The following is a 25,590-nucleotide window of genomic DNA, read 5'->3' as shown; positions in this document are numbered from 1 at the left end:
AAACGCGAAATTTCAAAATTGTTATGAAATTCACGAAATTTGAATGCAAAAAAGGGTGGATGGATAAAATGAGTTATAAATTCAGAAAATAAGCCTATATGAGCAAATTTCGAATCAAAACAGGGTGCTGAGGGAACAATTTTATTCAAAATGTAGAAAATGAGAAATAGATGTTGTTTAATACTGTCAACGATGTTACAATAGCTATAGTAAAGAATCTGCCCTGAGATTGGAGTTTTCATAAGCTTCAATTTTTTGTTGCGTTCTTACAAAATTACCGCTTTTGCGGGATCTTATTGAAGATTATTTTAATGCAGGAGGAATAAATATGCACAAGAAGCTCTTTATCCCCGGCCCTGTGGACGTTCGTCCCGAAGTGCTGGCGAAAATGTCCACCCCTATGATCTCCCACCGTGGCAAGGCTGCCACAGAACTGGGCAAGCGCGTTTGCCAGAATCTGCAGAAGGTGTTCTATACCAACAACACAATCGTTCTTTCCACAACTTCCGGTTCCGGCCTGATGGAAAGCGCCATCAAATGCTGCACAGCGAAGCGCGCTGCCGTTTTCTCCATCGGCGCTTTCGGCGACAGATGGTATAAGATGGCTACCGCAAACGGCGTTCCCGCTGATAAATTCCGCGCGGAAGACGGCCATGCAACCGATCCTAAAGATGTGGATGCAGCGCTGGCGACCGGCAAATATGATGTTGTGACGATCACACATAACGAAACTTCCGTCGGCATCATGAACCCCATCAAAGAAATCGCTGAAGTGGTGAAGAAGTATCCCGATGTTGTTTTCTGCGTCGATACCGTTTCTTCCATGGGCGGCACCTATATTCCTGTTGACGAGCTGGGCATCGACTTCTGCATTACTTCCACACAGAAGTGCCTCGGCTGCCCTCCGGGAATGTCCGTAGCTTCCGTATCCGAAAAAGCTTACAACCGCGCAAAGACTGTTCCCAACCGCGGCCTGTATCTGGATATTGTTGAAATCTATGACAAAGTCGTGAAAGACGACAAATATCAGTATCCCTCCACACCTTCTCTGTCCCATATGTGGGCTCTGGATGAAGAGCTGACCTATATGCTGGAAACAGAAGGTCTGGAAAAGCGTTATGCCCGCCATCTGGAAATGGCCGAGTATATCCGCGCATGGGCTGAAAAATATTTCGAAATCTTCTCTGATAAGAGATATCTGAGCCCCACACTGACCACCATCAAAAACACAAGAGGCATCAGCGTTGCCGATCTGAACAAGAAGCTGGCTGAACGCGGCATGGAACTCTCTAACGGCTACGGCGATCTGAAGGAAAAAACCTTCCGCATCTCTCACATGGCCGATATGACCATGGATGACATGAAGATGATCACTTCCGCGATCGAAGAGATCCTGGGCCTTTAATCCATAATTTTTATTGTTGCAACACAAGTGGCGAACAGCATGGCTTTTCGCCACTTGTGGCATAAAATATAACTTTTAAGGGAGATTACAGTCATGATTCGTGTACTTGCTTCTGACGGTATGAATAAAGCGGCTGCGGCCGACCTGCGCGCCAAGGGATATGAAGTTGTTGAACAGTTCTATGAACCCGAAGATCTGAAAAAAGAGCTGGCCAACTATGATGTTCTGGTTGTTCGCTCTGCAACAAAAGTGCGTGAACCCATCATCGATGCCGCTGTTGCGGCCGGCAGATTGAAGCTGGTCATCCGCGGCGGCGTGGGCGTTGATAACATCGATGTGAAATATGCCGAAAGCAAAGGCATCAAAGTCACCAACACCCCCAAAGCATCCTCCGATTCCGTTGCAGAACTGGCTCTGGGCCATATGTTCGCAATGGCTCGTTATATCAGCATTGCCAATGTCACCATGCGCCAGGGCAAATGGGAAAAGAAAAAGTATGAAGGCGTTGAACTGGCCGGCAAGACCCTGGGTCTGGTTGGCATGGGCCGCATTTCGCAGGCTCTGGCAAAACGCGCAGCGGCGATCGGCATGAAGGTCATCTATACCGATATCTTCGAAATCAAGGGCCTGCCCGCTGAATATACCTGCATGACAAAAGAAGAAGTTCTGAAGAACGCTGATTTTGTTTCTCTGCATATCCCTGCATCGCCCGACGGTTCTCCTGTGATCACAGCGGAACATCTGGCCATGATGAAGCCCACGGCTTATATCCTCAACACAGCCCGCGGCGGCCTGATCGATGAAGACGCTCTGGTTGACGCTCTGGAAAACGACAAGCTGGCCGGCGCAACTCTGGATGTGTTCAAGAAAGAACCTCTGGATAACCAGCGCGTAATGAATTGCCCCAAAATTTCGATGACACCGCATATCGGCGGTTCCACCAAAGAAGCACAGGGCAGAATCGGCGCTGAAATCGTTGAAATCATCGAAAACTTCTTCAATAAATAAGAGAGGGAACGCTAATGGCAGTTGTAAGACCTTTTAAGGCGATCAGACCCACAAGCGAACTGGCTTCGAAAGTTGCCGCTTTGCCCTATGATGTTATGAACAGCGATGAAGCCCGCGAAATGGTGGTGGGGAATCCTTATTCCTTCCTGCATGTTGACAAGGCTGAAATCGATCTGGATCCTTCCGTCGATCATTATGACAGAGTCGTTTATGAAAAAGCCCGCGATAATCTGAACCAGATGATCAAAGACGGCGTTTTCATTCAGGATGAAAAGCCCTGCTTCTATGTTTACAAGCAGGTGATGAACGGCCGCGCCCAGATCGGCATTGTCGGCTGCGCTTCCATCGATGATTATATGAACAATATCATCAAGAAGCATGAGCTGACCAGAGCCGATAAAGAGCAGGATCGCATCAACCATGTTGATTTCTGCAATGCCAACACAGGCCCCATCTTCCTGACCTATAAATCCCGCAGCGCCATCAATGACATTGTTGCCAAAACAATGGAAGGCGCGCCGGTTTATGATTTCACAGCCGATGGCGTTCAGAATACTGTCTGGGTCATCACTTGCCCCGATTGCATCAAGACCATCAGCGAAGAATTCGCCGCCACAAAATATCTGTATATCGCCGACGGCCATCACCGCAGCGCTTCCGCTGTGCGCGTTGGCAAAATGCGCCGCGAACAGAACCCCGGCTATACCGGTGATGAAGAATTCAACTTCTTCCTTTCCGTGTTCTTCCCCGACGATCAGCTGTATATCATGGATTATAACCGCGTCGTGAAAGACCTTAACGGCATGAGCGATGACGAATTCATGAAGAAGCTGGCCACTATGTTTGAAGTGAAAGAATATGCCGGCGAAGGCCAGTATAGACCTGTTCAGAAGCATCAGTATGGCATGTATATGAACAAAAAATGGTATGTGCTGGATGCTCATGATGATATTTATGACGCCAATGACCCTGTTGACCGCCTGGATGTTTCCATTCTGCAAAAGAATGTGCTCGATCCTATGCTGGGCATCAAAGACCCCAGAACAGATAACCGCATCGATTTCATCGGCGGCATCCGTGGCTTGGGCGAACTGGAAAGACGCGTCAACAACGGCATGAAGGTGGCATTTGCCATGTTCCCGACTTCTATCGATGATCTGATCGATATTGCGGATGCAGGCAAGATCATGCCCCCGAAATCCACATGGTTTGAACCCAAACTGCTGAGCGGCCTGTTCGTTCACCAGCTCTAAACCTCGATTTATCATTACGGGCAGCGGCCGATCAGGCTGCTGCCCGTTTTTTGCGCCCAGATGGCTTTCGATTGGGCTTTTGTTTGCCGCCAAGGCAAAACTCTTAAAGATAAATCTGCCATTTGAGGCTTGGCAGATGATGAAGCTGCCCAATAAAATCGAAAACTGCGCGGCATATCAGGCTTGCTGCATCATAGGAAAAAGCAAATAAAAAAGCGGCCATCTGCCGAAACTGCGTCTGCAAGAACGATCTGTTGTTTCATACAGATCGTTCTCGCGGAGCATCGTTCCTTTGGGATGGCCGCTTTGATCATCGTTCATTCTATTGAAGGGAGAGGGGAAATTCCATCAGCTCAGCGCGCGGAACCATTCCCAGCCGCTGATAAAATTCCATGGCGGGTCTGTTGAAGTTCCAAACCTGAAGTTCTACGCTTTGCACCTGAAGCAGGCGGGCTTGTTCTAAAGCAGCCTGCCAAAGCTGTGTGGCGATTTTTTGGTGGCGGTATGGTTCGCCAACGCCCAAAGCCTCTATTCTGAGAAGCCGCCGCGCGCAGGTGAGGGGGGCGGCGGGGATATCCCGCAGCTGTGCCCAGCAAACCCCCGCGATTTCTTGATTTTTTTCAAAAACCCAGAGAAAATCATCTGCGGAAGAAAGCATCTCCTGCCATTGAGAAAAGGGGAGCGGATCGGCTGATGCCCGATAAATATCGGGGCGGGCCTGCGCGTGAAGCGCATGGATCTGGCAAAAAATCTCGTGGATCGCTTGATGATCCTGCAAAATGGCGGCGCGAATCCCATCCATAAAGCACCCTCGCTATCCAATATTAATAAACATATTCAAATTCATAACCGCAGACATCAACAGTATCGCCTTCTTGAATGCCAAGGGCTTCCAGCTGATCGAAAACGCCCGATTTGCGCAAAGCGCGCTCGAAATACATTCTTGATTCATAGTCACCGAAGTTAACAGAATTGAAAATGCGCTCGATTTGCGGGCCGGTCACGAAATAAACGCCGTCTTCCACCGTGATATCAAACGCGGCAGCTTCTTCATCGGCGGCGGGTTCGATGATATCGGGTTCATAAATCGCCACAGGGGGCAGTTTTTTCAGCTCTTCCCAAACAGCGAACATCAGCTCGCGAACGCCCAGCTGGGCAGCGGCAGAAATTTCAAAATAGCGAAGGCCAAGTTCTTCGGCGCGGGCGCGCAAGCGCTGCGCGTTATCGCTGCCTTCGGGAAGAATATCGATTTTGTTAGCCACAATGATTTGCGGGCGTTTAGATAATTCCGCGCTGTAATTTTGAAGTTCACTGTTGATCGCTTCTAAATCGGCCACAGGGTCGCGGCCTTCCGAACCGGAAACATCCACCAGATGCATCAGCAGGCGGCACCGCTCGATATGGCGGAGGAACGCGTGGCCCAGCCCCGCGCCTTCGGCAGCGCCTTCAATAATGCCGGGGATATCGGCGGCCACAAAGCTTTCACCCTCGCCGATATAAACGACGCCCAAATTGGGAACAAGGGTGGTGAAATGGTAATTGGCGATTTTTGGGCGGGCTTTTGAAACCACCGAAAGAAGGGTGGATTTGCCCACATTGGGGAAGCCGATCAGACCCACATCGGCGATGAGCTTCAATTCCAAAATCACCGTGCGTTCTTCGCCGGGAAACCCGGGTTTGGCAAAACGGGGCGCCTGGCGGGTGGGGGTGGCAAAATGAGAATTGCCCCAGCCGCCTTTGCCGCCCTGCGCGGCGATAAAAGGCTCGTCTTCCGACATATCGTGCAGCAGCGCGCCGCTTTCCGCATCGCGGATCAAAGTGCCGCGGGGAACTTTGATGACGATATCGGGGGCATCTTTGCCGCTGCAGCGCTTTGTGCCGCCGGGTTCGCCATGTTGGGCGATATATTTTCGCTTCATGCGAAAATCCAGCAGGGTGGCCATGTTGTCATCGGGAACAAACACAATGTTGCCGCCCTTGCCGCCATCGCCGCCGTCGGGGCCGCCTGCGGCGACATATTTTTCGCGGTGGAAGGCAACTGCGCCATCCCCGCCTTTGCCGGCGTGAATCGTAATTTTTGCAATATCTACAAACATTTTTTCACACATTCTGCCCGCTTTTCACGGCGGGACTCTTCCATAGCGGATGCGTACAATCGAGGAATGATGGGCGGGGGAAACCCGCCGCTTTTTATCCGGCGCAAAAATCTGCGCCGCGAAGTTTCTATGACAGTATCTGCCGCCAAACACGGCAAATACATGGCTTCAAATGAAAAAGCATCCCGAGCAGAGAGCTGCCCGGGATGCACCTTTTCTGTGATTACTGAGCGATTTCGACGATCGAAACCTTCTTGCGATCACGGCCCAGTCTTTCAAACTTGACTTTGCCATCAGCCAAAGCGAACAATGTATCGTCGCTGCCGATGCCAACATTCAGGCCCGGATGGATCTTTGTGCCGCGCTGTCTGACAAGAATGTTGCCGGCCAGAACGAACTGCCCGTCACCACGCTTCACGCCGAGACGCTTAGACTCGGAATCGCGGCCGTTTTTTGTAGAGCCAACACCTTTTTTATGTGCCATTGTGTTTACACCTCCGATTTCAAATAACAGTGAAGATTGTGTTACGCTTCGATTTTTTCGATGGTAACTTTTGTAAAGGGTTGTCTGTGACCCTGGCGGCGTCTGTAGTTCTTCTTGGATTTATACTTGAAGACCATGATTTTCTTTGCCTTACCAGTTTTGACGACCTTGCCGGAAACACTGGCACCTTCAACGGTGGGAGCGCCAACTGTGACATTTCCGTCTTTTTCAACAACGAGAACATTGTCGAATTTCACGGATTCACCATCGGCGATATCCATCTTTTCTACATAAATGGTGTCGCCTTCTGCGACCTTGTACTGTTTCCCGCCGGCTACGATAATAGCGTACATGCGGTTGCACCTCTCTTCTTTTTAGAGTCTCGCTCTCGTGGGCGGAGATCTGCTCACTTGAAAGCCCATTCAATGCGGCTTCGCTATTATATCATTCAAGAACATGCTTGTCAATAAAATTGCATGAAAATAACAAATAAAAACCCTTATTTCAAATAAAAAGGCGTTTGACGGTATTCTGAGCCGGGAAAAACGGTTTCATAGGCGGGGATCAGCATCTGATAAAGATCGGTGCGCTCGGATTCCCGCCGAAAAGCATCTTCGGCATTGGGCGAAAGCAGACGGCAATGGGCGGGTTTCACCAAAAGGGGCAAGGCGTGCTCGTTTGTTGAGATCGCTTTCAAAAGAGGGCGGCCGCGATGGCCGAAGGCCAAAACGCGCAGATAGACGGGCGCCCGGCAGACTTCTTCGGCGGTGATGCCCAGAAAAGCGCAGACCATCATGCGGCGTATGCGGGAATAAGCATAGCGCTTTGTTTTCGCGGCGGCCGCCGCATCGGAAAGGCGGTTGTTTTCGCGCAGCGCCTGATAAAGCCGGTGTTCCAGCCCTTCTGAAGCGCCGGGAAGCAGGCCCAGTTCTTCGCGTGATAACCGGCGCAAAGCAGAAAGCACCATGCGCGGGTGGGCATCCAGAGAAACGGGCGCGCGCCCGTTAGAATGCTCTCTGCGCAGAATATCAAGAGAACTCTGGGGCAGATATGCGCCAAGCGCATCACCGCAGCCTTCTTTTAGGAACAGAGCGCGCAGGGCAGAAGCCGAACAAAAGGAATCATCAGGCAGAGCCGCATCATGCTCGGGGCCGCGGCGGGGCAGCGCGTGGGGGCGCATGGCGCTTTTTCGTTTGAGAAGCGCTTTGCAATATTCCACGCCCAAAATGTTGTTGGGGCTTTGGATCAAAGCTGCTTTTTCGCGGATGCGCGCATAAAGCGCCCGTTCTCTGGCGGCGGCATAAGAAATGCCGCTTTCAAGATGGGCCAGGGTAGCGGCCACGGTTTCATGTTCCAGCAAAACGGCGGCGATCTCTTCCAGCGCGGCGGTATCGCCGCATTCACTACCGAAAAAAAGATCGGTGCAGCCCGCGTTTTCCAAAAGCATCACCGCGTTTTCGGCAAACGCTTCGGCTGAAGAAAGGGAATAGGGGGAAGGAAGCTCGATCACCAGATCAGCTCCGCCGCGAACGGCCATTTCCGCCCTTGAAAATTTGTCGATTATGGCGGCTTCCCCACGCTGCACGAAATTCCCCGACATGCAGCAGACAATGGGGCAATCTTCGCCCATACGGCGGCGGATTTCCGCGATCTGCCAGGCATGGCCGTTATGAAAAGGGTTATATTCCGCCACAATGCCGCAAACTCTCATAGTAAATCTCCGTTTTTAAGGTTGTACTTTCATAGAAAATAGTGTAGAATATTAATGTTATTCAATTCATTTTACTATGAAATTCAATTTTTTACAATCATAAGGAGTTAGGAAAATGAAAGTATTGGTTATCAATGCGGGCAGCTCCTCGCTGAAATATCAGCTGATGGATATGTCCAACGAACATGTATTGGCAAAGGGCCTGTGCGAAAGAATCGGCGTAGACGGCAGAATCAGCCACAAAACAGCTGATGGCGTAAAGGTCGAATATGATGTTTCTTTCCCCACCCATAAAGAAGCCTTTATGGAACTGGTCAAAGTTATGAGCGAAGGCGAAGGCAAAGTCATCAACAGCATGAGCGAAATTGCCGCCATCGGCCATCGCGTGCTCCACGGCAGCGAAGTTTATAAAGTTTCCACCGTGGTAACAGATAAAGTCATCGATGATATCATGTCTTTCCGCGATCTGGGCCCCCTCCACAACCCCCCTCAGGCCATCGCTATGAAGGCTTGCCAGGAAGTGTTTGGCAAAGATACCCCCATGGTTGCTGTGTTTGATACTTCTTTCCATCAGACAATGCCTGCAAAGGCCTATATGTTTGGTGTTCCTTATGAATATTATGAAAAATATTCCATCCGCCGTTATGGCTTCCACGGCACCAGCCACCGCTATATCGCTCACCGTTATGGCGAAATGAAGGGCAGCCTGGAAGGTAAAAAGATCATCAACTGCCATCTGGGCAACGGCAGCTCTCTGGCTGCTATCCAAGACGGCAAAGTGCTGGATACCTCCATGGGCTTCACGCCTCTGGATGGTTTCATCATGGGCACACGCTGCGGCGGCATCGATCCTTCTGTTGTAACTTTCATCGCGAAGAAAGAAAACATGACCCCCGATCAGATGAGCGACATGATGAACAAAAAATCCGGCTTCCTGGGCATTTCCGGTGTTTCCAGTGACTGCCGCGATTTGAACGCAGCTGCCGAACAGGGCAACAAGCGCGCTCAGCTGGCGCTGGATATGTTCGTTTATCAGATCAAAAAGTTCATCGGCGGCTATGCGGCGGCCATGGGCGGCGTTGATGCGGTGATCTTCACCGGCGGCATCGGTGAAAACGATGCCGAGATGCGCGCAAAGATCTGCTCTGATATGGAATATCTGGGCCTGAAGATCGATGCAGAAGCCTGCGCAAACGCTTCCAGAAAAGAAGCTCATTTCCAGGCGGCTGATTCCAAGGTGGAAGCATGGGTGCTGCCCACCAACGAAGAGCTGATGATCGCAAGAGATACCGTGGAACTGACCGGCAAGAACTAAGAATTCAAGATAAAAAATGCCGCCTTAAAAAGGCGGCATTTTTTGGATAGAGAAAAGAGCGGCGGGGCCGCATTGGGCTTGAAATCGGGGAAAACCGCGATTTTCTCTGGAATCTGCGCAAGCTGCTTCGATCGAAAACAAAGAGATCTCAAAGGAAGCAAACGGGCGGCAAAGCTTTTTAAACGGGATCGTCGCGGAAAAGCAGGGAAATGCACCACAGCCCCGCCAGCCCCACCAGTGTGAAAACGATTCGGCTCAATATGCTGCCGCTGCCGAAGAGAAACGCGACCAGATCAAAACCGAAAATGCCGATGCTTCCCCAGTTGATTGCGCCGATGATGGTAAGAATCAAGGCAATCTTATCAAAGATTTTCATTTTTCATCCTCCTGATAGCAAGAAATAGTAATAGATGGAACGCAGAAATTCTTTCGGAAGTATCTTTGCCGGTTTTTGAAAATTTATACATTTTATTTTTTGTGGGGGTCAGTTTTTTGTTTATTGCAGATACGCATACGCACACGAAATATTCTTTTGACGGCAAAACCGATGTGAACGGAATGATACACAGCGCGCTGGAACATGGGGTTGCGGTTTTGGCCCTGACAGAACATTGCGATTTTGGGTGGCAGGGGTATGACCCTTATTATGCCCGGGGAGAAGCGGCCTGCCAAAAAGAGATGACAGAGCAAAAGACAAAAGAAACGCGTTTGAAACTTTTATATGGTGTGGAACTGGGGCAGCCCCAGCGCAGCCCCGAAAAAGCCAAGGCCCTTCTGGCGGCACATCCTTATGATATCGTTTTAGGCAGCGTGCATGAACTCAGCGACGGGCGGGATATTTACAGCATTGATTACACCGATTATGCGGTTTGCGAAGCTTGTTTTCTGCGCTATTTCGATGATCTGGAAGATCTGCTGGCGTTTGGCGATTTTGATGTGTTTGCTCATTTAGATTATCCGCTGCGCGTGATGCAGGGTGCTTTTCCCGAACCTTCACTGAGGCGTTATCGCGAAAGGATCGCCGAACTGATGAGAAAATTGGCGAAAACCGATTGCGCGTTAGAGGTCAATGCCAAAGGCTGCCGCGAATGGATCGGCCAGCCCGGGCCCGAACAATGGGTGCTGGAGCTTTACCGCGATTTCGGCGGCAAACTGATCGCCGCCGGCAGCGATGCCCATTTCCCAAAAGATTGCGGCAGCGGGCTGCGCGAAAGTTATAGGCTCATCGCGCGGGCAGGGTTTTCACAGATCGTCACTTTTGAAAAGCGAAAGCCGGTTTTTCATCCCATCGGATGAACTTTTCAACGAATCGCTGTAAATAGAAAAAGCAGGGTGCATAAAAAGGAGGAGAACGATGGATCGAGCGGTTTATATGGCTTCTTGCCCCGATTATGAAGAACAACGGGTGAAACAGACCGTTTATGAAATGCTGGATGCCTTTGGCGGGGCGGAAAAATTTTTAAAAAAGGGCAAAAAGGTCACCTTGAAGGTGAATCTGCTTATGGCGCGTCAGCCCGAAACGGCTACCACCGCGCATCCATCGGTGGTGGCGGCTGTTGCGGAATATTTCCTGGCGGCGGGCGCCGAGGTGACCATTGCCGACAGCCCGGGCGGGCCTTATAATGATCTCGCCATGCAGAATGTTTACCGCGCCTGCGGCATGACCGCCGTGGCGGAAAAAACAGGCGCCAGGCTCAACCGTGATTATTCCCATAAAAAGCGGCGTTGGCAGGGCGAAGGCGTTCAGCGCAATTTTGATATCATCACGCCTGTGGCCGATGCCGATGTGGTCGTGAGCATTGGCAAAATGAAAACGCATATGCTCACTTATTTCACGGGCGCAGTCAAAAACAATTTCGGCGTGATCCCCGGTTTAAATAAAGCGAAGATCCATTCGCAAAACCCCAACAGAATGAATTTTGCGCGGCTTCTGGTGGATTTATGCTGCTGTGTTGCACCTGAATTCTCTATTATCGACGGCATTGAAGGCATGGATGGCAAAGGCCCTTCGGGCGGCAGAGTGAGAAAAGGCGGCGTGTTGATCGGCAGCCGAAACCCCTTTGCGGCCGATGTGGCCGCCATGCATCATTGCGGGCTGAAAGCAGAACTGTCGCCGGTTTGGCAGATCGGGGTGCAGCGGCAGCTTTCTCCGCGCAGCGCCGCCGAACTGGAACAATGGGGCGAAAAAGTGCCGCCGCTGGCGGAACCTTTTATTCCCGCGCCGGGGCTGAAAAAAAGCGGATCTTTTGTGAACTATATGCCGCCGTTCATGCGCCCGCTGTTGAGCCGCCTTTTTGTGCCGGAACCGCGTTTCACCAACCGGTGCATCGGCTGCGGCGCCTGCGCGAAAGCCTGCCCGGGCGAAGCGATCGTCATCGAAAACGGCAAGGCTGTTCTCAACCGCGAAAAATGTATCAAATGTTATTGCTGCCACGAACTTTGCCCGGTGAAGGCCATTGATTTATAGGGGGATCGACCATGCAGACACAAAGCGGCAAAGCTTATGCAAAAATTAATTTGACTTTGGATATCAAAGGCAAGCGCGAAGACGGCTATCATTTGATCGAAACGGTGATGCAGACCATTTCACTTTATGATCTGATTCTGATTCGCCCGGCCGCAAAAGCGGGCGTTCAGCTTCGCTGCAATCTGCCTTATGTTCCCTGCGACAGCAGAAACATCGCGTGGAAGGCGGCCGACGCTTTTTATAAGCTGACCGGCCGGCGCGAACATATTGTCATCGAGCTGCAAAAGCGAATTCCGGTGGGCGCCGGCATGGCGGGGGGAAGCACTGACGCCGCCATGGTTTTGCGCCTTTTGAACCGCAGATATCGCAGCCCTTTGACAGAAGAACAGCTTTATGCGCTGGGGCTTTCACTGGGGGCGGATGTGCCCTTTTGCCTGATGGGCGGGTGTGCTGTGGCCACGGGCATCGGCGAACAGCTGACGGCGGTGAAAGGCATGCCGAAAGAATGTTTTCTTGTGGTTTGCAAACCGCGCTTTTCCATTTCGACCGCGCAGCTTTATCAGCGGATGGATGCTGTGGAGCCTTCTGTTCACCCCGATGCCGCCGCCATGATCGGCGCGCTGGAAACGGGAGACCTGAAGAAAATCGCGGCGCAGATGGGCAATGTGATGGAAGCGGCGGCGATCCCCGAGAAACCGCAGATCGCCGAGATCCGCGATAAATTGCTGGCAAACGGCGCGCTGGGGGCCATGATGACAGGTTCCGGCTCGGCGGTATACGGCATTTTTTCATCGAAAAAACAGGCGGAAGCCGCCCGCGATTGTTTTCGAGGCAGCGGCATTTTTTCCGCGGTGGCCCGGCCTGTTGGGGCAGAAGCATAAAAAATTTCAAAATCAGAATAAGAAAAAGGGCACCTGTCTATACTGTGAAGCAAGAAATCACAGAAAGACAGGTGCCTTTTATGATGAAATTAAAACGCTGGGAACTGGCGCTGATATGCGGTTTTGTGTTTACCTTGCTGGCCTGCGTTTCGCCTATCCGGGCGCAGCAAAATTTGGCTGAAAGCGTGACAAGGCTGCATGTGATCGCCGCCAGCGACAAAAAAGAAGATCAAGAACTCAAGCTGCGTGTGCGCGATGTTGTTTTAAAAGAAGCGGAAAAAATGGGCGGAATGAAAAAAGAACAGATCGATGAAAACTTCCTTGCGCGGCTGCGGCAGGCCGGTCAGGCCGAAGTAACGCGAAGCGGTTACGATTACAAGGTGGATGCCGAATTCACCAATATGTATTTCACCACGAGGGTCTATGATACTTTTTCCATGCCGGCGGGTTATTATGATGCGGTGCGGGTGACCATCGGCCCCGCAAAAGGGAAGAACTGGTGGTGCGTGCTGCTGCCGCCCCTCTGCGACCCTGCGTCATCCAAAGAAATGAAAGAAACCGCGCGGAAAAACGGGATGAGCGAGGATGAGATCTGCTTTATTACAAAGGATGGAACTACTTATGCGGCAAAATTCAAAATTGCAGAACTTTATGGCCAGTGGAAGCATCTGTGGCGCGGCGATGCCTGAGGCGAGAGAAGCGTTTCCATTCAATTGCGTGAGAGATGTGAGAACAAAAAACGGGGCATATAAAAAGAGCAGTTCGTTTTGAACTGCTCCTTGAAAATTCGATGTTTTGATTAATCCAGAACTCTTCCTGCGCCCACATAATGGGAAGCATAATAGCCGCTTGCCATTGTGTCGATGCAGACGGATTTTCCGGGGGAGGGGGAATGAATGAACTGATTGTTGCCCACATAGATGCCAACATGGCCAACGCCGCTGCCGCCGTTTGTAAAGAACACCAAGTCGCCGGCCTGTAAAGAACCGCGGCTCACGCGGGCAGTGGAACTATATTGAGCGGAAGAACTGTGAGAAAGGTTGATGCCGAAATTCGAAAATACATAAGAGGTATAACCGGAGCAATCAAAGCCGCTGGGGGAAGAACCACCATAAACATATCTTGTCCCGATATAACGCTTGGCAAAAGAGATCACTTCGCTGCGTGCGGAAGAGGCGGAATTATCGGCAGAGGGGATCAGCTTTATGTAATCGGGATGCACAAACCCTGCGCCGCCGGAAAACGAAACGCCATACCAACCGTTGTTAATGCCGGTGATCGTAACGGTTTCGCCCTGAGAAAGCTGTGTTACAACGCTTGCGTCGATGGAAGGGTTGCTGCGCACATTGAGAGAAGAAGCGGTTACCTGAGCGCTGCCGCCGTTTAAGCCCATCACATTCCAGATATCCAGATAATCAGCGCTGACATAGCCGACGGTACCGTTTAAAGCAACCGAAGCCCAGCCGTTTTCTACGCCTAACACGCAAACACGGGAACCGCCGTCGATCTGATCGATCACAGAAGCCGCCGTAGAAGGTGCGCTGCGGAAATTGAGCGAAGAATCTGTCATTACAATGCCGCCCTTAACATCGGCAGCGGAAGCCCCCATCATAACCGCCGCAGAAAGCGCCGCGGTAATCACCAGGGTCTTAATCGTCTTTTTACCAGAATAGTTCATTTATACCTCCAATAGTAAACGGGTGAATCTTACTTTTGGTTCAGTGCTCTGTCAAGCCAGATGGATGCAATATCCATTGCGTTGTAGAGCCCTTCTTTTTCTGTGGATTTGACAACTTTATCTACGGAACTGATATCCGGATCGGTGAGCTGAAGCTCAACGCGAACTTTGCCGGCAACTTCAAGATCTTTGTTCTTGGTGAACGAAACGACCTTTAACATGATGATATATTTATCTGTCATGCTGCCATAATAGATGGTGCTGTCTTTTCTCATTAAAGGGCGGCCCTTATAAGAAAGCGGCCACTGCGGGTTAGATGCGTTTGTCATGAATCTACCTCCGACAATCATTATTATATCAAAACGGTAACAAAAGTCAAACGAATTAGTTACAAAAGATATACAAAAATGAGCTTCGATTTTTGTAAGCCCTGTGAAATCAAGGGGTTTGGAGGCATAAATGACCGTAATTTGGCAAAAGCTAAAGACGATATCATGTTATCAATGTGCATAATTATGCCGAAATATGACAGATCAGATAAAAAAGAAACCCCCGCCGCTATGGACAGGGATTTCTGTAAATAACGAATTAATCTGCCAGATAGCGGCGCACCAGCTCTTGAAGCAGTTCATCGCGGTCGATCTTGCGAATCAGGCTTCGGGCATTATTGTGGTTTGTGATGTAAGTGGGGTCTTCGGAAAGGATATACCCGACGATTTGATTGATAGGGTTGTAGCCTTTTTCGCGGAGAGCATCATAAACCGCTGTAAGGATCTGCTTCATTTCTTCATTGGGATCTTCGGTGATCCTGAATTTTCTTGTTCCGTCAAACAAAATAGTGCCCTCCTTAAAATAAAGCTTACTGATATTATACACAATAAAAGTGGAACTGTAAAGCAGATTTGAAAAACAAAGGCGAAAAGAAATCCATGCGTGCGGCCGCGATCTCGATGGAGGATTTGTCGGTGCGGCGGCCATATTCTGGAATTTTAACGAGCAATACTATATAATAAGTAAAATAATAAGAAAAAAGGCAGAACCAACGCAGCCGCTGCGCCCTGCGCCGGCATAAGACGCGGGGCAGTGCCTGTGGGCAGACGGGGGCGGGGCTTATGCGGGCAAAAAGAAAGAAAAAGAAATATCCTTGAAAAAAGTGTTGACAATGGCTGAAAAACGAGTATAATAAATCATGCGCTCACGAGTGAAGCTTGTGAAACCAACTGAATCATGCGGAATTGTGTAATGGTAGCACAACTGACTCTGGATCAGTCTGTCAGGGTTCGAATCCTTGTTCCGCAGCCACGAAACCACAAAACGAAAGTTTTGTGGTTTTATTTTTTTCTCCGCTGCGTAAAATAAAACAAATCATTGTAAATTTCACATAAAAAACGCAGATAAAAGGATTTGGCTTGCAATTATCGTGAAAAACGAAGATAATAAGAGCAGAATGCTTTCAAAACACCTGCCGTTTGGTTTCGGTGGAGAACACAGGAGGGTTTGCCCGATGAAGATGATGGCAATTGACGGAAACAGCCTGATCAACCGCGCTTTTTATGCGGTTCGCCTGCTGACCAATAAAAGCGGGATGTATACCAACGCCGTTTACGGCTTTATGAATATGCTTTTAAAGCTGATCGAAGAAGAACAGCCCGAGCGGATCTGTGTCTGCTTTGATATGCGCGCCAAAACCTTTCGGCATTTAAAATATGAAGGGTATAAAGCCCAAAGAAAAGGCATGCCCGAAGAGTTGGCCTGCCAGATGCCGATCTTAAAGCGCATCTTAGATCTGATGGGGATCGCGCGCATGGAAAAAGAAGGCTATGAAGCCGATGACCTGTTGGGAACGCTTGCGCGCCGATGCCATGAAAATGGTGAAGAATGCGTCATCGTCACAGGTGATCGCGACAGTCTTCAATTTATTTCTCAGGGCGCGGTGGTGAAGCTGGTCATCACACGCATGGGCCAGACAACTTATAAAAATTTTGACGCGGCGGCTTTCGCCGAAGAATATGAGGGGCTGACCCCCGATAAGATCGTGGATCTCAAAGCGTTGATGGGCGATAAATCAGATAATATTCCCGGCGTTGCGGGCATCGGCGAAAAAACGGCGCTGCAGCTGGTCACCCGATTCGGTTCGCTGGAAGGCGTTTATGAAAACATCGAAAGCGATGCCATCACGGCGTCGGTGCGCAAAAAGCTGCTGGCAGATCGTGAAAACGCCTTTATGAGCTATGATCTGGCGCTGGGCGATGTGGAAGCGCCTATTGATGATGTTTCGCTGGAACAGCTGAAACGCGGTGAGACGGATGAAACAGGGCTGTATGAAGAATTTTCAACGCTTGAATTTTCTTCGCTGATCAAAAGGATGGGCCTGACCCCTGGGCTTTCCGCCGAAAAAACGGCAGAAGAAGCGTTTCAGCCCGATGGCAGTTATCAGCAGGTCACAAACCGTGAAGAACTGGATCTTTTAAAACAGCGGATGCAGGCGGCCAAACAGGTTTTCTGCCTCATCCCTGCGCATCTTGCCGCCGCCGCCCTGCGGGTAGAAGGCAAAACCTATTACTTGGCTCAATCCGATTTCGATATGGAAACCTACGACGGCTTTTTAGCCGCGCTTTTTTCCGAAAAGGTGCAAAAAATATTCCATGATGCAAAGCCTGTCTTTTGCGCGCTGATGGAACGGGGAATCGCAGAACCCAAGGGCCTTTTCTATGATACGGCGTTATGCTGTTATTTGCTTGACCCCACCGCCAACGGCTATGATCTGGAAAAAATGGCCCGCGATCGCCTGGGCGTTTTGCTGACCCCGGCGGAAGAATATCAAAAAGAAGAAGCGTTTTCGCCGCTGGCCGGCCTTTCAGAGGCCGCCAAGGTGATGGCTGAGCATGTTTCCGCCATCGAAGCGCTTTATTGGAAAGTGGCCCTGCAACTGACAGAAGACGGCATGGAAGACCTGCTCAAGCGTGTGGAACTGCCGCTTGTGACGGTTTTGGCTGATATGCAGTGCCGCGGCTTTCTGATCGATCAGCAGCGGCTGAATGAATTCGGCGCCGTGCTGGAACAGCGGCTGGGCACTTTGACAGAGCAGATCTATGAATATGCGGGCGAACGCTTTAATTTGAATTCCACCAAGCAGCTGGGCGTGATTTTATTTGAAAAGCTCGGGCTGCGCGTGATCAAAAAAACGAAAAGCGGTTATTCCACCGATATCGAGGTGCTGGAAAAATTGCGGGGCAGCCATGAGATCATCGATTGCATGATCGAATACCGCAAAACTTCAAAATTGAAATCCACTTATGTGGATGGCCTCAACAAGGTGATCGGGGCGGATGGAAGGATCCATTCCACTTTTCAGCAAATGGTCACGGCAACGGGCCGTCTGAGTTCCACAGAACCGAATCTTCAGAATATTCCCATCCGCCAGGAACTGGGCTCCGAGATCCGCCGCTGCTTCGTTCCCGCCCCGGGATGCGTGCTGATCGATGCGGATTATTCTCAGATCGAACTGCGCATTCTGGCGCATATCGCGGAAGATCCCATCATGCAGAACGCTTTCCGCACAGGGGAAGATATCCATGCGGTCACCGCCTCACAGGTGTTCGGGGTGCCGCTGGAAATGGTGACACACGCCATGAGAAGCCATGCCAAGGCGGTCAATTTCGGCATCGTTTATGGCATTTCGGCGTTTTCTTTATCTGAAGATATCCATGTTTCGCCGAAAGAGGCGCAGGGATATATCGACAGCTATTTGGAAAAATATCACGGCGTTCGCAATTATATGGAGCGCATCAAGGCGCAGGCAAAGAACGATGGCTATGTGACCACGCTCTGGGGCAGAAGAAGATATCTGCCCGAGCTGCAATCGAAAAACTTCAATTTGCGCTCTTTCGGTGAGCGCGTGGCGCTGAACACCCCCATCCAGGGCACGGCGGCGGATGTCATCAAGGCCGCCATGGTGGCGGTCTATGAACGCTTGCAGCGCGAGCATTTCCGCGCGAAATTATTGCTGCAGGTGCATGATGAATTGATCATCGAAGCGCCGAAAGAAGAAGCCGAACAGGTCAGCCGCCTGCTGGTGGAAGAAATGGAACGGGCAATTTCGTTATCGGTTACTCTGGTGGCCGAAGTGAGCATGGGTGAGAACTGGTATGATGCAAAAAAATAAAATGGTTTTATTCGTCTGCACGGGGAATACCTGCAGAAGCCCTTTCGCGGCGGCGGTGTGGAACCGGCTGGCGCGTGAACGGGGGATGTCTGTCCACGCGGAATCCTGCGGCCTTGCCGCCGTGAGCGGTGAAGAATCTTCACCGGCAGCCATTGAAGCCGCGCAAAATTTGGGGTATGATATAAAAGAACATCGCGCGCGTGGGGCTTCGGCCTATCTGCTGGAAGAAGCGGAGCATATTTATGTGATGTCGCCTTCTCACCTGCGCGCCATTGAAAACGCCAACGCCGAATGGGGCAAAAAAACCTCGCTGCTTTCGCCCGATGGCGTGCCCGATCCTTACGGCGGCAATGCGGAAGTTTATCGAAACGCTTATGAAGCCATTGAAGAAGCGGTTCGCAAACGGATGGATCATCGCGAGGCGGGGGAAGCATAATGGGGCAGATCACAAAAATGGGCGAAGAACATCTGCAGGAGCTCTGGCAGCTGGAACAGGAATGCTTTTCTATGCCATGGAGCAAGGAAGCATTGCGGCAGGAGCTTGAAAACCCTTTGGCACATTATTTTGTTTATGTGGAAAACGGCCATGCGGCGGGCTATATCGGGCTTCATATCATTCTGGATGAAGGCCATATCACCAATATCGCCGTGGCGAAAAACATGCGCCGGCAAGGGGTCGGCCATCGTTTGATGGCCGCCGTTCTGGAAGAAGCCAAAAAGAAAAAACTCAGCTTTTTGGAACTGGAGCTGCGCCCTTCCAACCTTGCGGCGATGCATCTTTATCAAAAAGTGGGGTTCGTTTTGGTGGGCAGGCGGCCCGGTTATTATGAACAGCCCACAGAAGATGCCCTGTTGATGACTTTATTTCTGACTGAAAATCAAGTAGAAAGCGAAACGATAGAACAATGAAGATATTAGCGATTGAAACATCCTGCGATGAAACGGCCGCTTCGATCAGTGAAAACGGGCGGCATATTTTATCGGATGTGGTCTATTCTCAAGCGGATATGCATGCCCTATATGGGGGCGTCGTGCCTGAGATCGCCTCACGCAAGCATATTGAAAAAATCAGTATGGTGGCGGAAGAAGCGGTGAAACAGGCGCATCTTTCTTTGAATGATATTGACGCGGTGGCCGCCACCTGCGCCCCCGGGTTGATCGGGGCGCTGCTGGTGGGGGCGAATTTCGCCAAAGCAACGGCGCAGGCGCTGGAAAAACCGTTTGTGCCTGTGCATCATATTCGCGGCCATATCGCGGCCAACTATGTGGCGTTTCCTGAACTCAAGCCGCCTTTTTTGGCGCTGGTGGCCTCAGGCGGCCACACGATTTTGGCCGATGTTTGGGATTATACCGGCATTTCGCTGATCGGCACTACCCGCGATGACGCCGCGGGCGAAGCTTTTGATAAAATCGCGAGGACTCTCGGCCTGCCTTATCCGGGCGGCAAAGCCATGGATGAACTGGCCCGCAGGGGCGATCCTTCTCATTATCCGCTGCCCCACGCCGCCTTGTCGGGCAATCCCTATGATTTCTCTTTTTCGGGGCTGAAAACGGCGGCCATCAATCTGATCCACAACGCAAGCCAAAAGGGCGAAACCATTTGCAAAGAAGACCTGGCGGCCGCGGTATGCCATGCCGTGGCGGATGCCGTCGTGCCGAAAATGATCGACGCGGCTCGCAAAACACACCGAACCACCCTGGCGGCGGCGGGCGGCGTGGCGGCCAACAGCATTTTGCGCGAAAAGCTGCAAGAAGCCGCGGCTCATAATGGGATGAAGGTTTATCTGCCGCCGCTTTCGCTTTGCGGCGATAACGGTTCCATGATCGCCTGTCAAGCCTTTTATGAATATACGGCGGGAAATGTGTCAGATCTTGCACAAAATTGCTTTGCCACCATGCCGGTAAATGAAAAAGTTTCCGCAAAAGCAGAGTAAAAAAGAGAAATAAAATCTTTTTCTCTCTTTTTTGAATAAAATGCCTCTTGCATTTTTTCTTGATAACATTATGTTATGAAAATGAAAAACAGGGTGAAACAGGGCTGAAAAACACAATTGACATATCGTTGTGGAAGATGGGGAAAAGAAAAGAGAAGCCTTGTGCATCAAGGGCAAAACCATTGTGCATAAAACTGTGGATACTGTTGATAACATTTAGTAGAATCATGAAATCGATAAATTTTGGGGCGCAAAGCGTTCTGTTTTCAAATAAGCAAAATCAATCAACGAAGGGATAGATTTGAATGGAAGAGAAGAAAATTTCGATGGCGGTCATCCGCAGAATGCCGCGCTATTACAGCTATGTGAATGAGCTTTATGAAGAAGGGACAGCAAGGATCTCTTCCGGCGCGCTGGCGGCAAAGATGGGGCTGACCGCTTCACAGGTTCGGCAAGATTTCAACTGCTTCGGCGGTTTTGGCCAGCAGGGCTATGGCTATAATGTTGAAAATCTGCGCGCATCGATCCGCGAGATTTTAAAAGTGGATCAAAACCACAAAGCCGTTATCATCGGCGCCGGCAATCTGGGGCGCGCCCTGATGACCAATTTCAATTTCACAAGCTGCGGTTTTGCGCTGATCGGCGCGTTCGATGTGATCCCGGAGCTGGAAGGCACAAGCATCGCCGGCGTGCCCGTTTACAGCATGGATAAGCTGACCCCTTTTATCGAAGACCATAAGCCCGATATCGCCATTTTAACGCTGCCCCGCGCCGCGGCCCGCGATATGGCCGAAAAGCTTTGCACCATGGGCATTCGCGGCATCTGGAATTTCACCAATGTGGATCTTCATCTGGATGGGCTGGATGTGCCGGTGGAAAATGTTCATTTTGCCGAAAGCCTGATGACGCTTTCCTATCGCATATAGGGCGGCGCTATGAATATCAGCACATCGCAAGTGGAAAAAAGCGTATTGCCCGAAGGCTTTGTTTATATCGATGAATGGATCGAAGATTGCACCATCGACGCCAAATATGCGGGCACCGATAATTTCATGGGCGCACCGGCCGCGGGTTATGAACGCCCGTTGGCGGTGATGACGAAGCAGGCGGCCGAAGCTTGCCAAAAGGCGGCGTCGGCGCTGCGACGGCAGGGCTGGCTTTTGAAATTTTATGATGCTTACCGCCCTTGCCGCGCGGTGGAACATTTCGCCGCATGGAGCAGAGATTCTCTTGACTGCCGCCGCAAAACGGTGCATTACCCCCGCGTGGAAAAAGATCAGCTTTTTCAGCGCGGCTATATTTCTGAAAAATCAGGGCACAGCCGCGGCAGCACCGTGGATCTGACCCTTGTCAACAGCGAAACCTATCAGGAAGCCGATATGGGCACCATTTTCGATTTTATGGATGAACGCTCGCATCATGGCGCGGCGGGGCTTACGGCGCTTCAGGAAGAAAACCGCAGCCGCTTGAGAAAAGCCATGGAAGACGCCGGGTTTTGCTTCTATGCCAATGAATGGTGGCATTATACTTTAAAAGAAGAACCCTATCCCGATACTTATTTTGATTTCCCCATCCGCTGAACGGGGCCGGCGTTTAAAGAACAAGATATTTTTGAAAAAATTAACTATTGTGCCGAGGGAGAACGATCATGAACAAAATTGCAATGGCCCGTGGGGCCCGAACCGTGGCCGAAACCTGCATCGGTGTGAAAGAGAACGAGCAGGTTTTGATTGTGACAGAACCCGAAAAACTGCCCATTGCCGAAACGGTGGCCGCGGCTGTCTGCGCCGCGAAAGCCGAGCCCGTGATGATGGTCATGCAGCCCAGACAGCGGGATGGGCAGGAGCCGCCCCATGCGGTGGCCGAAGCCATGAAGGGCAGCACAGCCTTTATCGCCGTGGTGGGCCGTTCCATTACCCATACCCACGCGGTGAAGGAAGCCTGCCAAAACGGTTCGCGCGGCGTCGTGCTGACCCAGTTCCGTGAAGACATGATGGTCCACGGCGGGCTGGAAGCCGATTTCCCCGCGGTGGCGCCCACCTGCAAAGCCATTGCCAAGGCTCTGGCGGGGGCCGAAAAGGTGCATCTCTCAACGCCTTATGGAACCGATCTTACTTTTTCTGCCGCAGGGCGGCGGGGCAACGCCATGTATTGCATGGTGGAACCGGGCGAATTTTCGCCTGTTCCCACGGTGGAAGCAAATGTGTCGCCTTTGGAAGGAACCGCGCAGGGCGTGATCGTGGCCGATGCCAGCATTCCTTATATCGGCATCGGGCTTTTGGAAGAACCGGTGCGATGCCGGGTGGAAGACGGACGCATCGTTTCGATCAGCGGCGGCCGTCAGGCGCAGATGCTGGAAAAAGATTTAAAAGAAAAAAATGATGCGAATGTTTATAATGTGGCCGAACTGGGGGTGGGGCTGAACCCCTGCTGCCGCTTCATCGGCTTCATGCTGGAAGATGAGGGCGTGCGCGGTTCCGTGCATATCGGCATCGGAACAAATATCACGCTGGGCGGTCATTTGAAAGCCGCCTGTCATTATGATCTCATCATGACAAAGCCCACTTTAACGGCAGATGGCGTGACACTGCTGCAAGACGGCGAAATCTGCATCGAATAAATCAAAACCGAAAGGCCGCGGCCTTTCGGTTTTTTCTATAACAGATTTTCAGGTTGGTCATAGGTTAGACAAAGTTTAGTCATAATTGTTCGTTATACTGGTTCTTGTCAGGAAGCAAAGCCGCCAACAGGCTTTCACATAGATTCCGTGACAAGATTGAGAAGATAAAGGGATGATGCGATGGAGTGAAAACGAAAAAGGTTTTTTATTCAATCAACAACAGTAATTCAAAATATAGAATGATTCTTCCTCTTTTCCTCTTATAAAATTTGCGTTATGGAAGGGTAACCGTAACGCAGCTCTATTAGCTGCCTGTTCGCCGGGTGGGCGGAATACCGGCCCGGCGAATGCGGCAGATCAAAAAGTTACACCGTGATGATAAGATCACGGTTTTTTTATGCCCGCAGAATCATTTCACGGCTGATATTGACATAGCGAACATGCAGAAAGCGCATGACTTTGGCGTCGTAAGAATCCAGCGGGCGGTTATAGGCATCATAGCTGTGGGTGGTGATCAGCGTGTTGGAAAATGTAGGCCGCTCGCCGGTTTCGGTGACCAGCATGGTGTGATAAAACGAGCCGTCGGATCTGCCCAGCTGGATCACATCCCCGGGCTGAAGCTCTTCCAGAGAAACTTCTTCCATCACCGGGCCGACCCCCTGGTTCGATACCATAAAGTTATAAAAATATTCCACCCCTGTCCATGAGGCGCTTCTGTCGTTGAGGTTATGATAATACCAGCCATATACAGGGGTATCATTCATCACCCCGCTGCCGGCAAAAACGCATTGCGAAATAAAATTGGTGCAATCGCCCCCCAGTTCCGAAAAATCATAATAGGCGGGGTTCCTGCTTTTTCCCCAGCGTCTGGCATATGCCACCGCGTTGTTTCGTTGATAGGCAAAGCGTATCAAACATAGTTCCCCCTTTCAAAGAGAATGGTGCCTTCTATTCTATGCGGCAAAAGAAAAAGTGATGATGGCCGCGGGGCTTTTGAGAACAGGAGAACGCGGCCGCAAGAAGGAAAAACGAAACAGCGCTTGCGGAAAAACAGAGATATCGATATAATAAAAGAAAGATTCTTCCATAAAGAGCAGAACCTTCAAAAGCTTGAACCGCAAGCTTTTTCTTTTTAGCATAGAATGCAAAAATAAAGGAGTAAAAAAGAATGTCCGGTAAAATCGCATTTGATGAAATCGATGCGCAGCGCCGCGCCTTGGAACAGCTGAGCAGGAAGCTGTGGGAAAACCCGGAAGGCGGTTATCAGGAAAAGAACGCCAGCCGGTGGATCGCCGAATTTTTAGAGGAACAGGGGTTTCAGGTGGAACGCGGCGTGGGGGGGATTCCCACGGCGCTGCGAGCCAGCTGGGGCAGCGGCAAACCCAGGATCGGTTTTTTGGGCGAATATGATGCGCTGCCCGGCATGAGCCAGACGGTGACGACCCGAAAATCACCCATCAAAGGCCAGCGCTATGGGCACGGATGCGGCCATAACCTGCTGGCGGCGGCCCATCTGGGCGCGGTGATCGGTTTGAAAAAAGAAATGGAAAAAAAGCAGATCGGCGGCACGATCGTTTATTTCGGCTGCCCTGCCGAGGAGCTTTTGACAGGGAAAGGCTATATGGCCCGTGAGCATGTGTTCGATGGGCTGGATTGCGCCGCCGCGTTTCATCCCGGTGTTCGAAATGTCGTCACGCTGGGGAACTCGCTGGCCCTTGATTCGGTGAAATTCCATTTCCATGGCATCACGGCCCACGCGGGCGGCGACACTTACAACGGCAGAAGCGCGCTGGATGCGGCCGAAATCACCAATGTGGGGGCCAATTATCTGCGCGAACACACCACAGATGATGTGCGCATTCATTATGTCATCACCGATGGGGGCGTGGCGCCCAACATCGTGCCCGATTATGCCGCGGTGTGGTATTATGTTCGGGCGCAAAAGCGCGAAACGGTGGATCAGGTCTATCAGCGGCTGGTGCAGGTGGCGCAGGGCGCGGCGGAAATGACGGAAACAGAGCTTGAAATAGAATATCTGGGCGGCTGTTATGAAACCATGAATAACGCGGTTTTGGCGGAAACGGTGGATGCCTGCATGCGTGAGATCCCCCGTGAAGCATGGTCGCCGCAGGAAATAGAGTTTGCAGGGGCGCTGAACGCCGCCGCCGAAAAACAGACGCAAGCGGTGCGGGCGGCTTATGGGCTTTGCGCCGAAATGCAGCTGCATGATCAGGTGGCGCCCATTTCAACAGAAAGCGATTTCGGTTCCACCGATGTGGGGGATGTCTGCCAGATCACGCCCACGATTTCCTTCAACACGGCTTGCTGGGGCCTTGGTGCGCCGGGCCACAGCTGGCAGGTCACCGCCTGTTCGGGCAGCAGCATCGGCCAAAAGGGCATGATCTATGCCGCCAAGGTGATGGCGTATTTCGGCCTGAAAGTGTTGGAAGAGCCTGAGATCTTGCAAAGAGCAAAATCTGAATTTGAGCGCTGCAAACAGGGGAAAAGCTATGTCTGCCCGATCCCCATGGAGTTGGGCGTTCCGCCGGAAGCATAAAACAGCAGCAAAACAA

The 25,590-nt window shown here is 51.1% G+C and carries 26 protein-coding genes and 1 tRNA gene; 17 read left to right on the top strand and 10 right to left on the bottom strand.

The window, feature by feature from the left end; genetic code table 11:
* Positions 1-328 precede the first annotated feature (328 nt).
* From ACJA3I_RS08835 to ACJA3I_RS08825, 3 genes are all read left to right on the top strand, one after another.
* Positions 329-1,405, top strand: coding sequence for a pyridoxal-phosphate-dependent aminotransferase family protein (locus ACJA3I_RS08835; protein WP_458862241.1), 1,077 nt, complete (start codon positions 329-331; stop codon positions 1,403-1,405).
* Between the two features lie 93 nt (positions 1,406-1,498).
* Positions 1,499-2,413 carry a D-2-hydroxyacid dehydrogenase gene (locus ACJA3I_RS08830; RefSeq protein WP_458862240.1) on the top strand — a complete coding sequence of 305 codons (915 nt, stop codon included), beginning with the start codon at positions 1,499-1,501 and terminating at the stop codon, positions 2,411-2,413.
* Positions 2,414-2,427: 14 nt separating this feature from the next.
* Positions 2,428-3,666: a DUF1015 domain-containing protein gene (locus tag ACJA3I_RS08825; protein WP_458862239.1), complete on the top strand. Its 1,239-nt coding sequence runs from the start codon at positions 2,428-2,430 to the stop codon at positions 3,664-3,666.
* A 322-nt stretch (positions 3,667-3,988) separates the two neighbouring features.
* Here the strand turns inward: ACJA3I_RS08825 and ACJA3I_RS08820 are convergent, their stop codons facing one another.
* From ACJA3I_RS08820 to ACJA3I_RS08800, 5 genes are all read right to left on the bottom strand, one after another.
* Positions 3,989-4,468 carry a GNAT family N-acetyltransferase gene (locus tag ACJA3I_RS08820; RefSeq protein WP_458862238.1) on the bottom strand — a complete coding sequence of 160 codons (480 nt, stop codon included), beginning with the start codon at positions 4,466-4,468 and terminating at the stop codon, positions 3,989-3,991.
* Between the two features lie 22 nt (positions 4,469-4,490).
* A complete protein-coding gene (obgE, locus tag ACJA3I_RS08815) occupies positions 4,491-5,762 on the bottom strand; it encodes a GTPase ObgE (protein WP_458863842.1) in 1,272 nt (423 codons plus the stop codon).
* 223 nt (positions 5,763-5,985) lie between these two features.
* Positions 5,986-6,246 carry a 50S ribosomal protein L27 gene (gene rpmA / locus ACJA3I_RS08810; RefSeq protein ID WP_458862237.1) on the bottom strand — a complete coding sequence of 87 codons (261 nt, stop codon included), beginning with the start codon at positions 6,244-6,246 and terminating at the stop codon, positions 5,986-5,988.
* A 41-nt stretch (positions 6,247-6,287) separates the two neighbouring features.
* Positions 6,288-6,599: a 50S ribosomal protein L21 gene (gene rplU, locus ACJA3I_RS08805; RefSeq protein ID WP_458862236.1), complete on the bottom strand. Its 312-nt coding sequence runs from the start codon at positions 6,597-6,599 to the stop codon at positions 6,288-6,290.
* A gap of 146 nt (positions 6,600-6,745) precedes the next feature.
* A complete protein-coding gene (locus ACJA3I_RS08800; protein ID WP_458862235.1) occupies positions 6,746-7,957 on the bottom strand; it encodes a tRNA(Met) cytidine acetate ligase in 1,212 nt (403 codons plus the stop codon).
* Between the two features lie 115 nt (positions 7,958-8,072).
* Between ACJA3I_RS08800 and ACJA3I_RS08795 the strand changes: the two genes are divergently transcribed.
* Entirely contained in the window at positions 8,073-9,272 is a 1,200-nt protein-coding gene (locus tag ACJA3I_RS08795) for an acetate/propionate family kinase (protein ID WP_458862234.1), read from the top strand.
* Between the two features lie 178 nt (positions 9,273-9,450).
* Here ACJA3I_RS08795 and ACJA3I_RS08790 read toward each other — a convergent pair whose 3' ends face one another.
* Positions 9,451-9,642 carry a DUF378 domain-containing protein gene (locus ACJA3I_RS08790; protein ID WP_458863841.1) on the bottom strand — a complete coding sequence of 64 codons (192 nt, stop codon included), beginning with the start codon at positions 9,640-9,642 and terminating at the stop codon, positions 9,451-9,453.
* Between the two features lie 122 nt (positions 9,643-9,764).
* Here ACJA3I_RS08790 and ACJA3I_RS08785 point away from each other — a divergent pair, with 122 nt between their 5' ends.
* The 4 genes from ACJA3I_RS08785 (at position 9,765) to ACJA3I_RS08770 (ending at position 13,309) form a co-directional block, all read left to right on the top strand.
* On the top strand, positions 9,765-10,568 hold the full coding sequence (locus ACJA3I_RS08785; RefSeq protein WP_458862233.1) for a PHP domain-containing protein: 804 nt from the start codon (positions 9,765-9,767) through the stop codon (positions 10,566-10,568).
* 58 nt (positions 10,569-10,626) lie between these two features.
* Positions 10,627-11,739, top strand: a complete 1,113-nt coding sequence (locus ACJA3I_RS08780) for a DUF362 domain-containing protein (protein ID WP_458862232.1) — start codon at positions 10,627-10,629, stop codon at positions 11,737-11,739.
* 11 nt (positions 11,740-11,750) lie between these two features.
* Positions 11,751-12,620, top strand: coding sequence for a 4-(cytidine 5'-diphospho)-2-C-methyl-D-erythritol kinase (ispE, locus tag ACJA3I_RS08775; protein WP_458862231.1), 870 nt, complete (start codon positions 11,751-11,753; stop codon positions 12,618-12,620).
* A gap of 80 nt (positions 12,621-12,700) precedes the next feature.
* A complete protein-coding gene (locus ACJA3I_RS08770) occupies positions 12,701-13,309 on the top strand; it encodes a stage II sporulation protein R (protein ID WP_458862230.1) in 609 nt (202 codons plus the stop codon).
* A gap of 110 nt (positions 13,310-13,419) precedes the next feature.
* Here ACJA3I_RS08770 and ACJA3I_RS08765 read toward each other — a convergent pair whose 3' ends face one another.
* From ACJA3I_RS08765 to ACJA3I_RS08755, 3 genes are all read right to left on the bottom strand, one after another.
* Complete coding sequence (locus tag ACJA3I_RS08765) at positions 13,420-14,298, bottom strand: C40 family peptidase (RefSeq protein ID WP_458862229.1); 879 nt, start codon at positions 14,296-14,298, stop codon at positions 13,420-13,422.
* Positions 14,299-14,327: 29 nt separating this feature from the next.
* Positions 14,328-14,627: a hypothetical protein gene (locus ACJA3I_RS08760; protein WP_458862228.1), complete on the bottom strand. Its 300-nt coding sequence runs from the start codon at positions 14,625-14,627 to the stop codon at positions 14,328-14,330.
* A 259-nt stretch (positions 14,628-14,886) separates the two neighbouring features.
* Positions 14,887-15,135, bottom strand: a complete 249-nt coding sequence (locus ACJA3I_RS08755) for an IreB family regulatory phosphoprotein (protein WP_458863840.1) — start codon at positions 15,133-15,135, stop codon at positions 14,887-14,889.
* A gap of 391 nt (positions 15,136-15,526) precedes the next feature.
* On the opposite strand from ACJA3I_RS08755, the gene ACJA3I_RS08750 reads away from it, so the two are divergent.
* From ACJA3I_RS08750 to ACJA3I_RS08715, 8 genes are all read left to right on the top strand, one after another.
* A tRNA-Gln gene (locus ACJA3I_RS08750) sits at positions 15,527-15,600 on the top strand.
* 202 nt (positions 15,601-15,802) lie between these two features.
* Positions 15,803-18,463: a DNA polymerase I gene (gene polA / locus ACJA3I_RS08745; RefSeq protein ID WP_458862227.1), complete on the top strand. Its 2,661-nt coding sequence runs from the start codon at positions 15,803-15,805 to the stop codon at positions 18,461-18,463.
* Positions 18,447-18,899 carry an arsenate reductase/protein-tyrosine-phosphatase family protein gene (locus ACJA3I_RS08740; protein ID WP_458862226.1) on the top strand — a complete coding sequence of 151 codons (453 nt, stop codon included), beginning with the start codon at positions 18,447-18,449 and terminating at the stop codon, positions 18,897-18,899. The genes polA and ACJA3I_RS08740 overlap by 17 nt, the downstream gene beginning before the upstream one ends.
* Entirely contained in the window at positions 18,899-19,372 is a 474-nt protein-coding gene (rimI, locus tag ACJA3I_RS08735) for a ribosomal protein S18-alanine N-acetyltransferase (protein ID WP_458862225.1), read from the top strand. The genes ACJA3I_RS08740 and rimI overlap by 1 nt, the downstream gene beginning before the upstream one ends.
* Complete coding sequence (gene tsaD / locus ACJA3I_RS08730; RefSeq protein ID WP_458862224.1) at positions 19,369-20,397, top strand: tRNA (adenosine(37)-N6)-threonylcarbamoyltransferase complex transferase subunit TsaD; 1,029 nt, start codon at positions 19,369-19,371, stop codon at positions 20,395-20,397. Before rimI ends, tsaD begins: the two co-directional genes overlap by 4 nt.
* A 305-nt stretch (positions 20,398-20,702) precedes the next feature.
* Entirely contained in the window at positions 20,703-21,323 is a 621-nt protein-coding gene (locus ACJA3I_RS08725; protein ID WP_458862223.1) for a redox-sensing transcriptional repressor Rex, read from the top strand.
* A gap of 9 nt (positions 21,324-21,332) precedes the next feature.
* Positions 21,333-21,977 carry a M15 family metallopeptidase gene (locus ACJA3I_RS08720; protein WP_458862222.1) on the top strand — a complete coding sequence of 215 codons (645 nt, stop codon included), beginning with the start codon at positions 21,333-21,335 and terminating at the stop codon, positions 21,975-21,977.
* A gap of 68 nt (positions 21,978-22,045) precedes the next feature.
* Positions 22,046-23,017: an aminopeptidase gene (locus ACJA3I_RS08715; RefSeq protein ID WP_458862221.1), complete on the top strand. Its 972-nt coding sequence runs from the start codon at positions 22,046-22,048 to the stop codon at positions 23,015-23,017.
* Between the two features lie 395 nt (positions 23,018-23,412).
* Here ACJA3I_RS08715 and ACJA3I_RS08710 read toward each other — a convergent pair whose 3' ends face one another.
* A complete protein-coding gene (locus tag ACJA3I_RS08710; RefSeq protein ID WP_458862220.1) occupies positions 23,413-23,931 on the bottom strand; it encodes an amidase domain-containing protein in 519 nt (172 codons plus the stop codon).
* A 254-nt stretch (positions 23,932-24,185) separates the two neighbouring features.
* On the opposite strand from ACJA3I_RS08710, the gene ACJA3I_RS08705 reads away from it, so the two are divergent.
* Positions 24,186-25,574, top strand: coding sequence for an amidohydrolase (locus ACJA3I_RS08705; RefSeq protein ID WP_458862219.1), 1,389 nt, complete (start codon positions 24,186-24,188; stop codon positions 25,572-25,574).
* Positions 25,575-25,590: the final 16 nt, after the last annotated feature.

The organism is Acidaminobacterium chupaoyuni (genome assembly GCF_047936785.1).
Lineage (GTDB): Bacteria > Bacillota > Clostridia > Oscillospirales > Butyricicoccaceae > Acidaminobacterium > Acidaminobacterium chupaoyuni.
This window is presented reverse-complemented; position numbering and strand designations above follow the sequence as displayed.

Excerpts from the sequence above, each read along its gene's own strand:
- ACJA3I_RS08835 (WP_458862241.1), top strand. The coding sequence starts at position 329 with ATGCACAAGAAGCTCTTTATCCCCGGCCCTGTGGACGTTCGTCCCGAA.
- ACJA3I_RS08830 (WP_458862240.1), top strand. The coding sequence starts at position 1,499 with ATGATTCGTGTACTTGCTTCTGACGGTATGAATAAAGCGGCTGCGGCC.
- ACJA3I_RS08825 (WP_458862239.1), top strand. The coding sequence starts at position 2,428 with ATGGCAGTTGTAAGACCTTTTAAGGCGATCAGACCCACAAGCGAACTG.
- ACJA3I_RS08820 (WP_458862238.1), bottom strand. The coding sequence starts at position 4,468 with ATGGATGGGATTCGCGCCGCCATTTTGCAGGATCATCAAGCGATCCAC.
- obgE (WP_458863842.1), bottom strand. The coding sequence starts at position 5,762 with ATGTTTGTAGATATTGCAAAAATTACGATTCACGCCGGCAAAGGCGGG.
- rpmA (WP_458862237.1), bottom strand. The coding sequence starts at position 6,246 with ATGGCACATAAAAAAGGTGTTGGCTCTACAAAAAACGGCCGCGATTCC.
- rplU (WP_458862236.1), bottom strand. The coding sequence starts at position 6,599 with ATGTACGCTATTATCGTAGCCGGCGGGAAACAGTACAAGGTCGCAGAA.
- ACJA3I_RS08800 (WP_458862235.1), bottom strand. The coding sequence starts at position 7,957 with ATGAGAGTTTGCGGCATTGTGGCGGAATATAACCCTTTTCATAACGGC.
- ACJA3I_RS08795 (WP_458862234.1), top strand. The coding sequence starts at position 8,073 with ATGAAAGTATTGGTTATCAATGCGGGCAGCTCCTCGCTGAAATATCAG.
- ACJA3I_RS08780 (WP_458862232.1), top strand. The coding sequence starts at position 10,627 with ATGGATCGAGCGGTTTATATGGCTTCTTGCCCCGATTATGAAGAACAA.
- ispE (WP_458862231.1), top strand. The coding sequence starts at position 11,751 with ATGCAGACACAAAGCGGCAAAGCTTATGCAAAAATTAATTTGACTTTG.
- ACJA3I_RS08770 (WP_458862230.1), top strand. The coding sequence starts at position 12,701 with ATGATGAAATTAAAACGCTGGGAACTGGCGCTGATATGCGGTTTTGTG.
- ACJA3I_RS08765 (WP_458862229.1), bottom strand. The coding sequence starts at position 14,298 with ATGAACTATTCTGGTAAAAAGACGATTAAGACCCTGGTGATTACCGCG.
- ACJA3I_RS08760 (WP_458862228.1), bottom strand. The coding sequence starts at position 14,627 with ATGACAAACGCATCTAACCCGCAGTGGCCGCTTTCTTATAAGGGCCGC.
- polA (WP_458862227.1), top strand. The coding sequence starts at position 15,803 with ATGAAGATGATGGCAATTGACGGAAACAGCCTGATCAACCGCGCTTTT.
- ACJA3I_RS08740 (WP_458862226.1), top strand. The coding sequence starts at position 18,447 with ATGATGCAAAAAAATAAAATGGTTTTATTCGTCTGCACGGGGAATACC.
- rimI (WP_458862225.1), top strand. The coding sequence starts at position 18,899 with ATGGGGCAGATCACAAAAATGGGCGAAGAACATCTGCAGGAGCTCTGG.
- tsaD (WP_458862224.1), top strand. The coding sequence starts at position 19,369 with ATGAAGATATTAGCGATTGAAACATCCTGCGATGAAACGGCCGCTTCG.
- ACJA3I_RS08725 (WP_458862223.1), top strand. The coding sequence starts at position 20,703 with ATGGAAGAGAAGAAAATTTCGATGGCGGTCATCCGCAGAATGCCGCGC.
- ACJA3I_RS08720 (WP_458862222.1), top strand. The coding sequence starts at position 21,333 with ATGAATATCAGCACATCGCAAGTGGAAAAAAGCGTATTGCCCGAAGGC.
- ACJA3I_RS08715 (WP_458862221.1), top strand. The coding sequence starts at position 22,046 with ATGAACAAAATTGCAATGGCCCGTGGGGCCCGAACCGTGGCCGAAACC.
- ACJA3I_RS08705 (WP_458862219.1), top strand. The coding sequence starts at position 24,186 with ATGTCCGGTAAAATCGCATTTGATGAAATCGATGCGCAGCGCCGCGCC.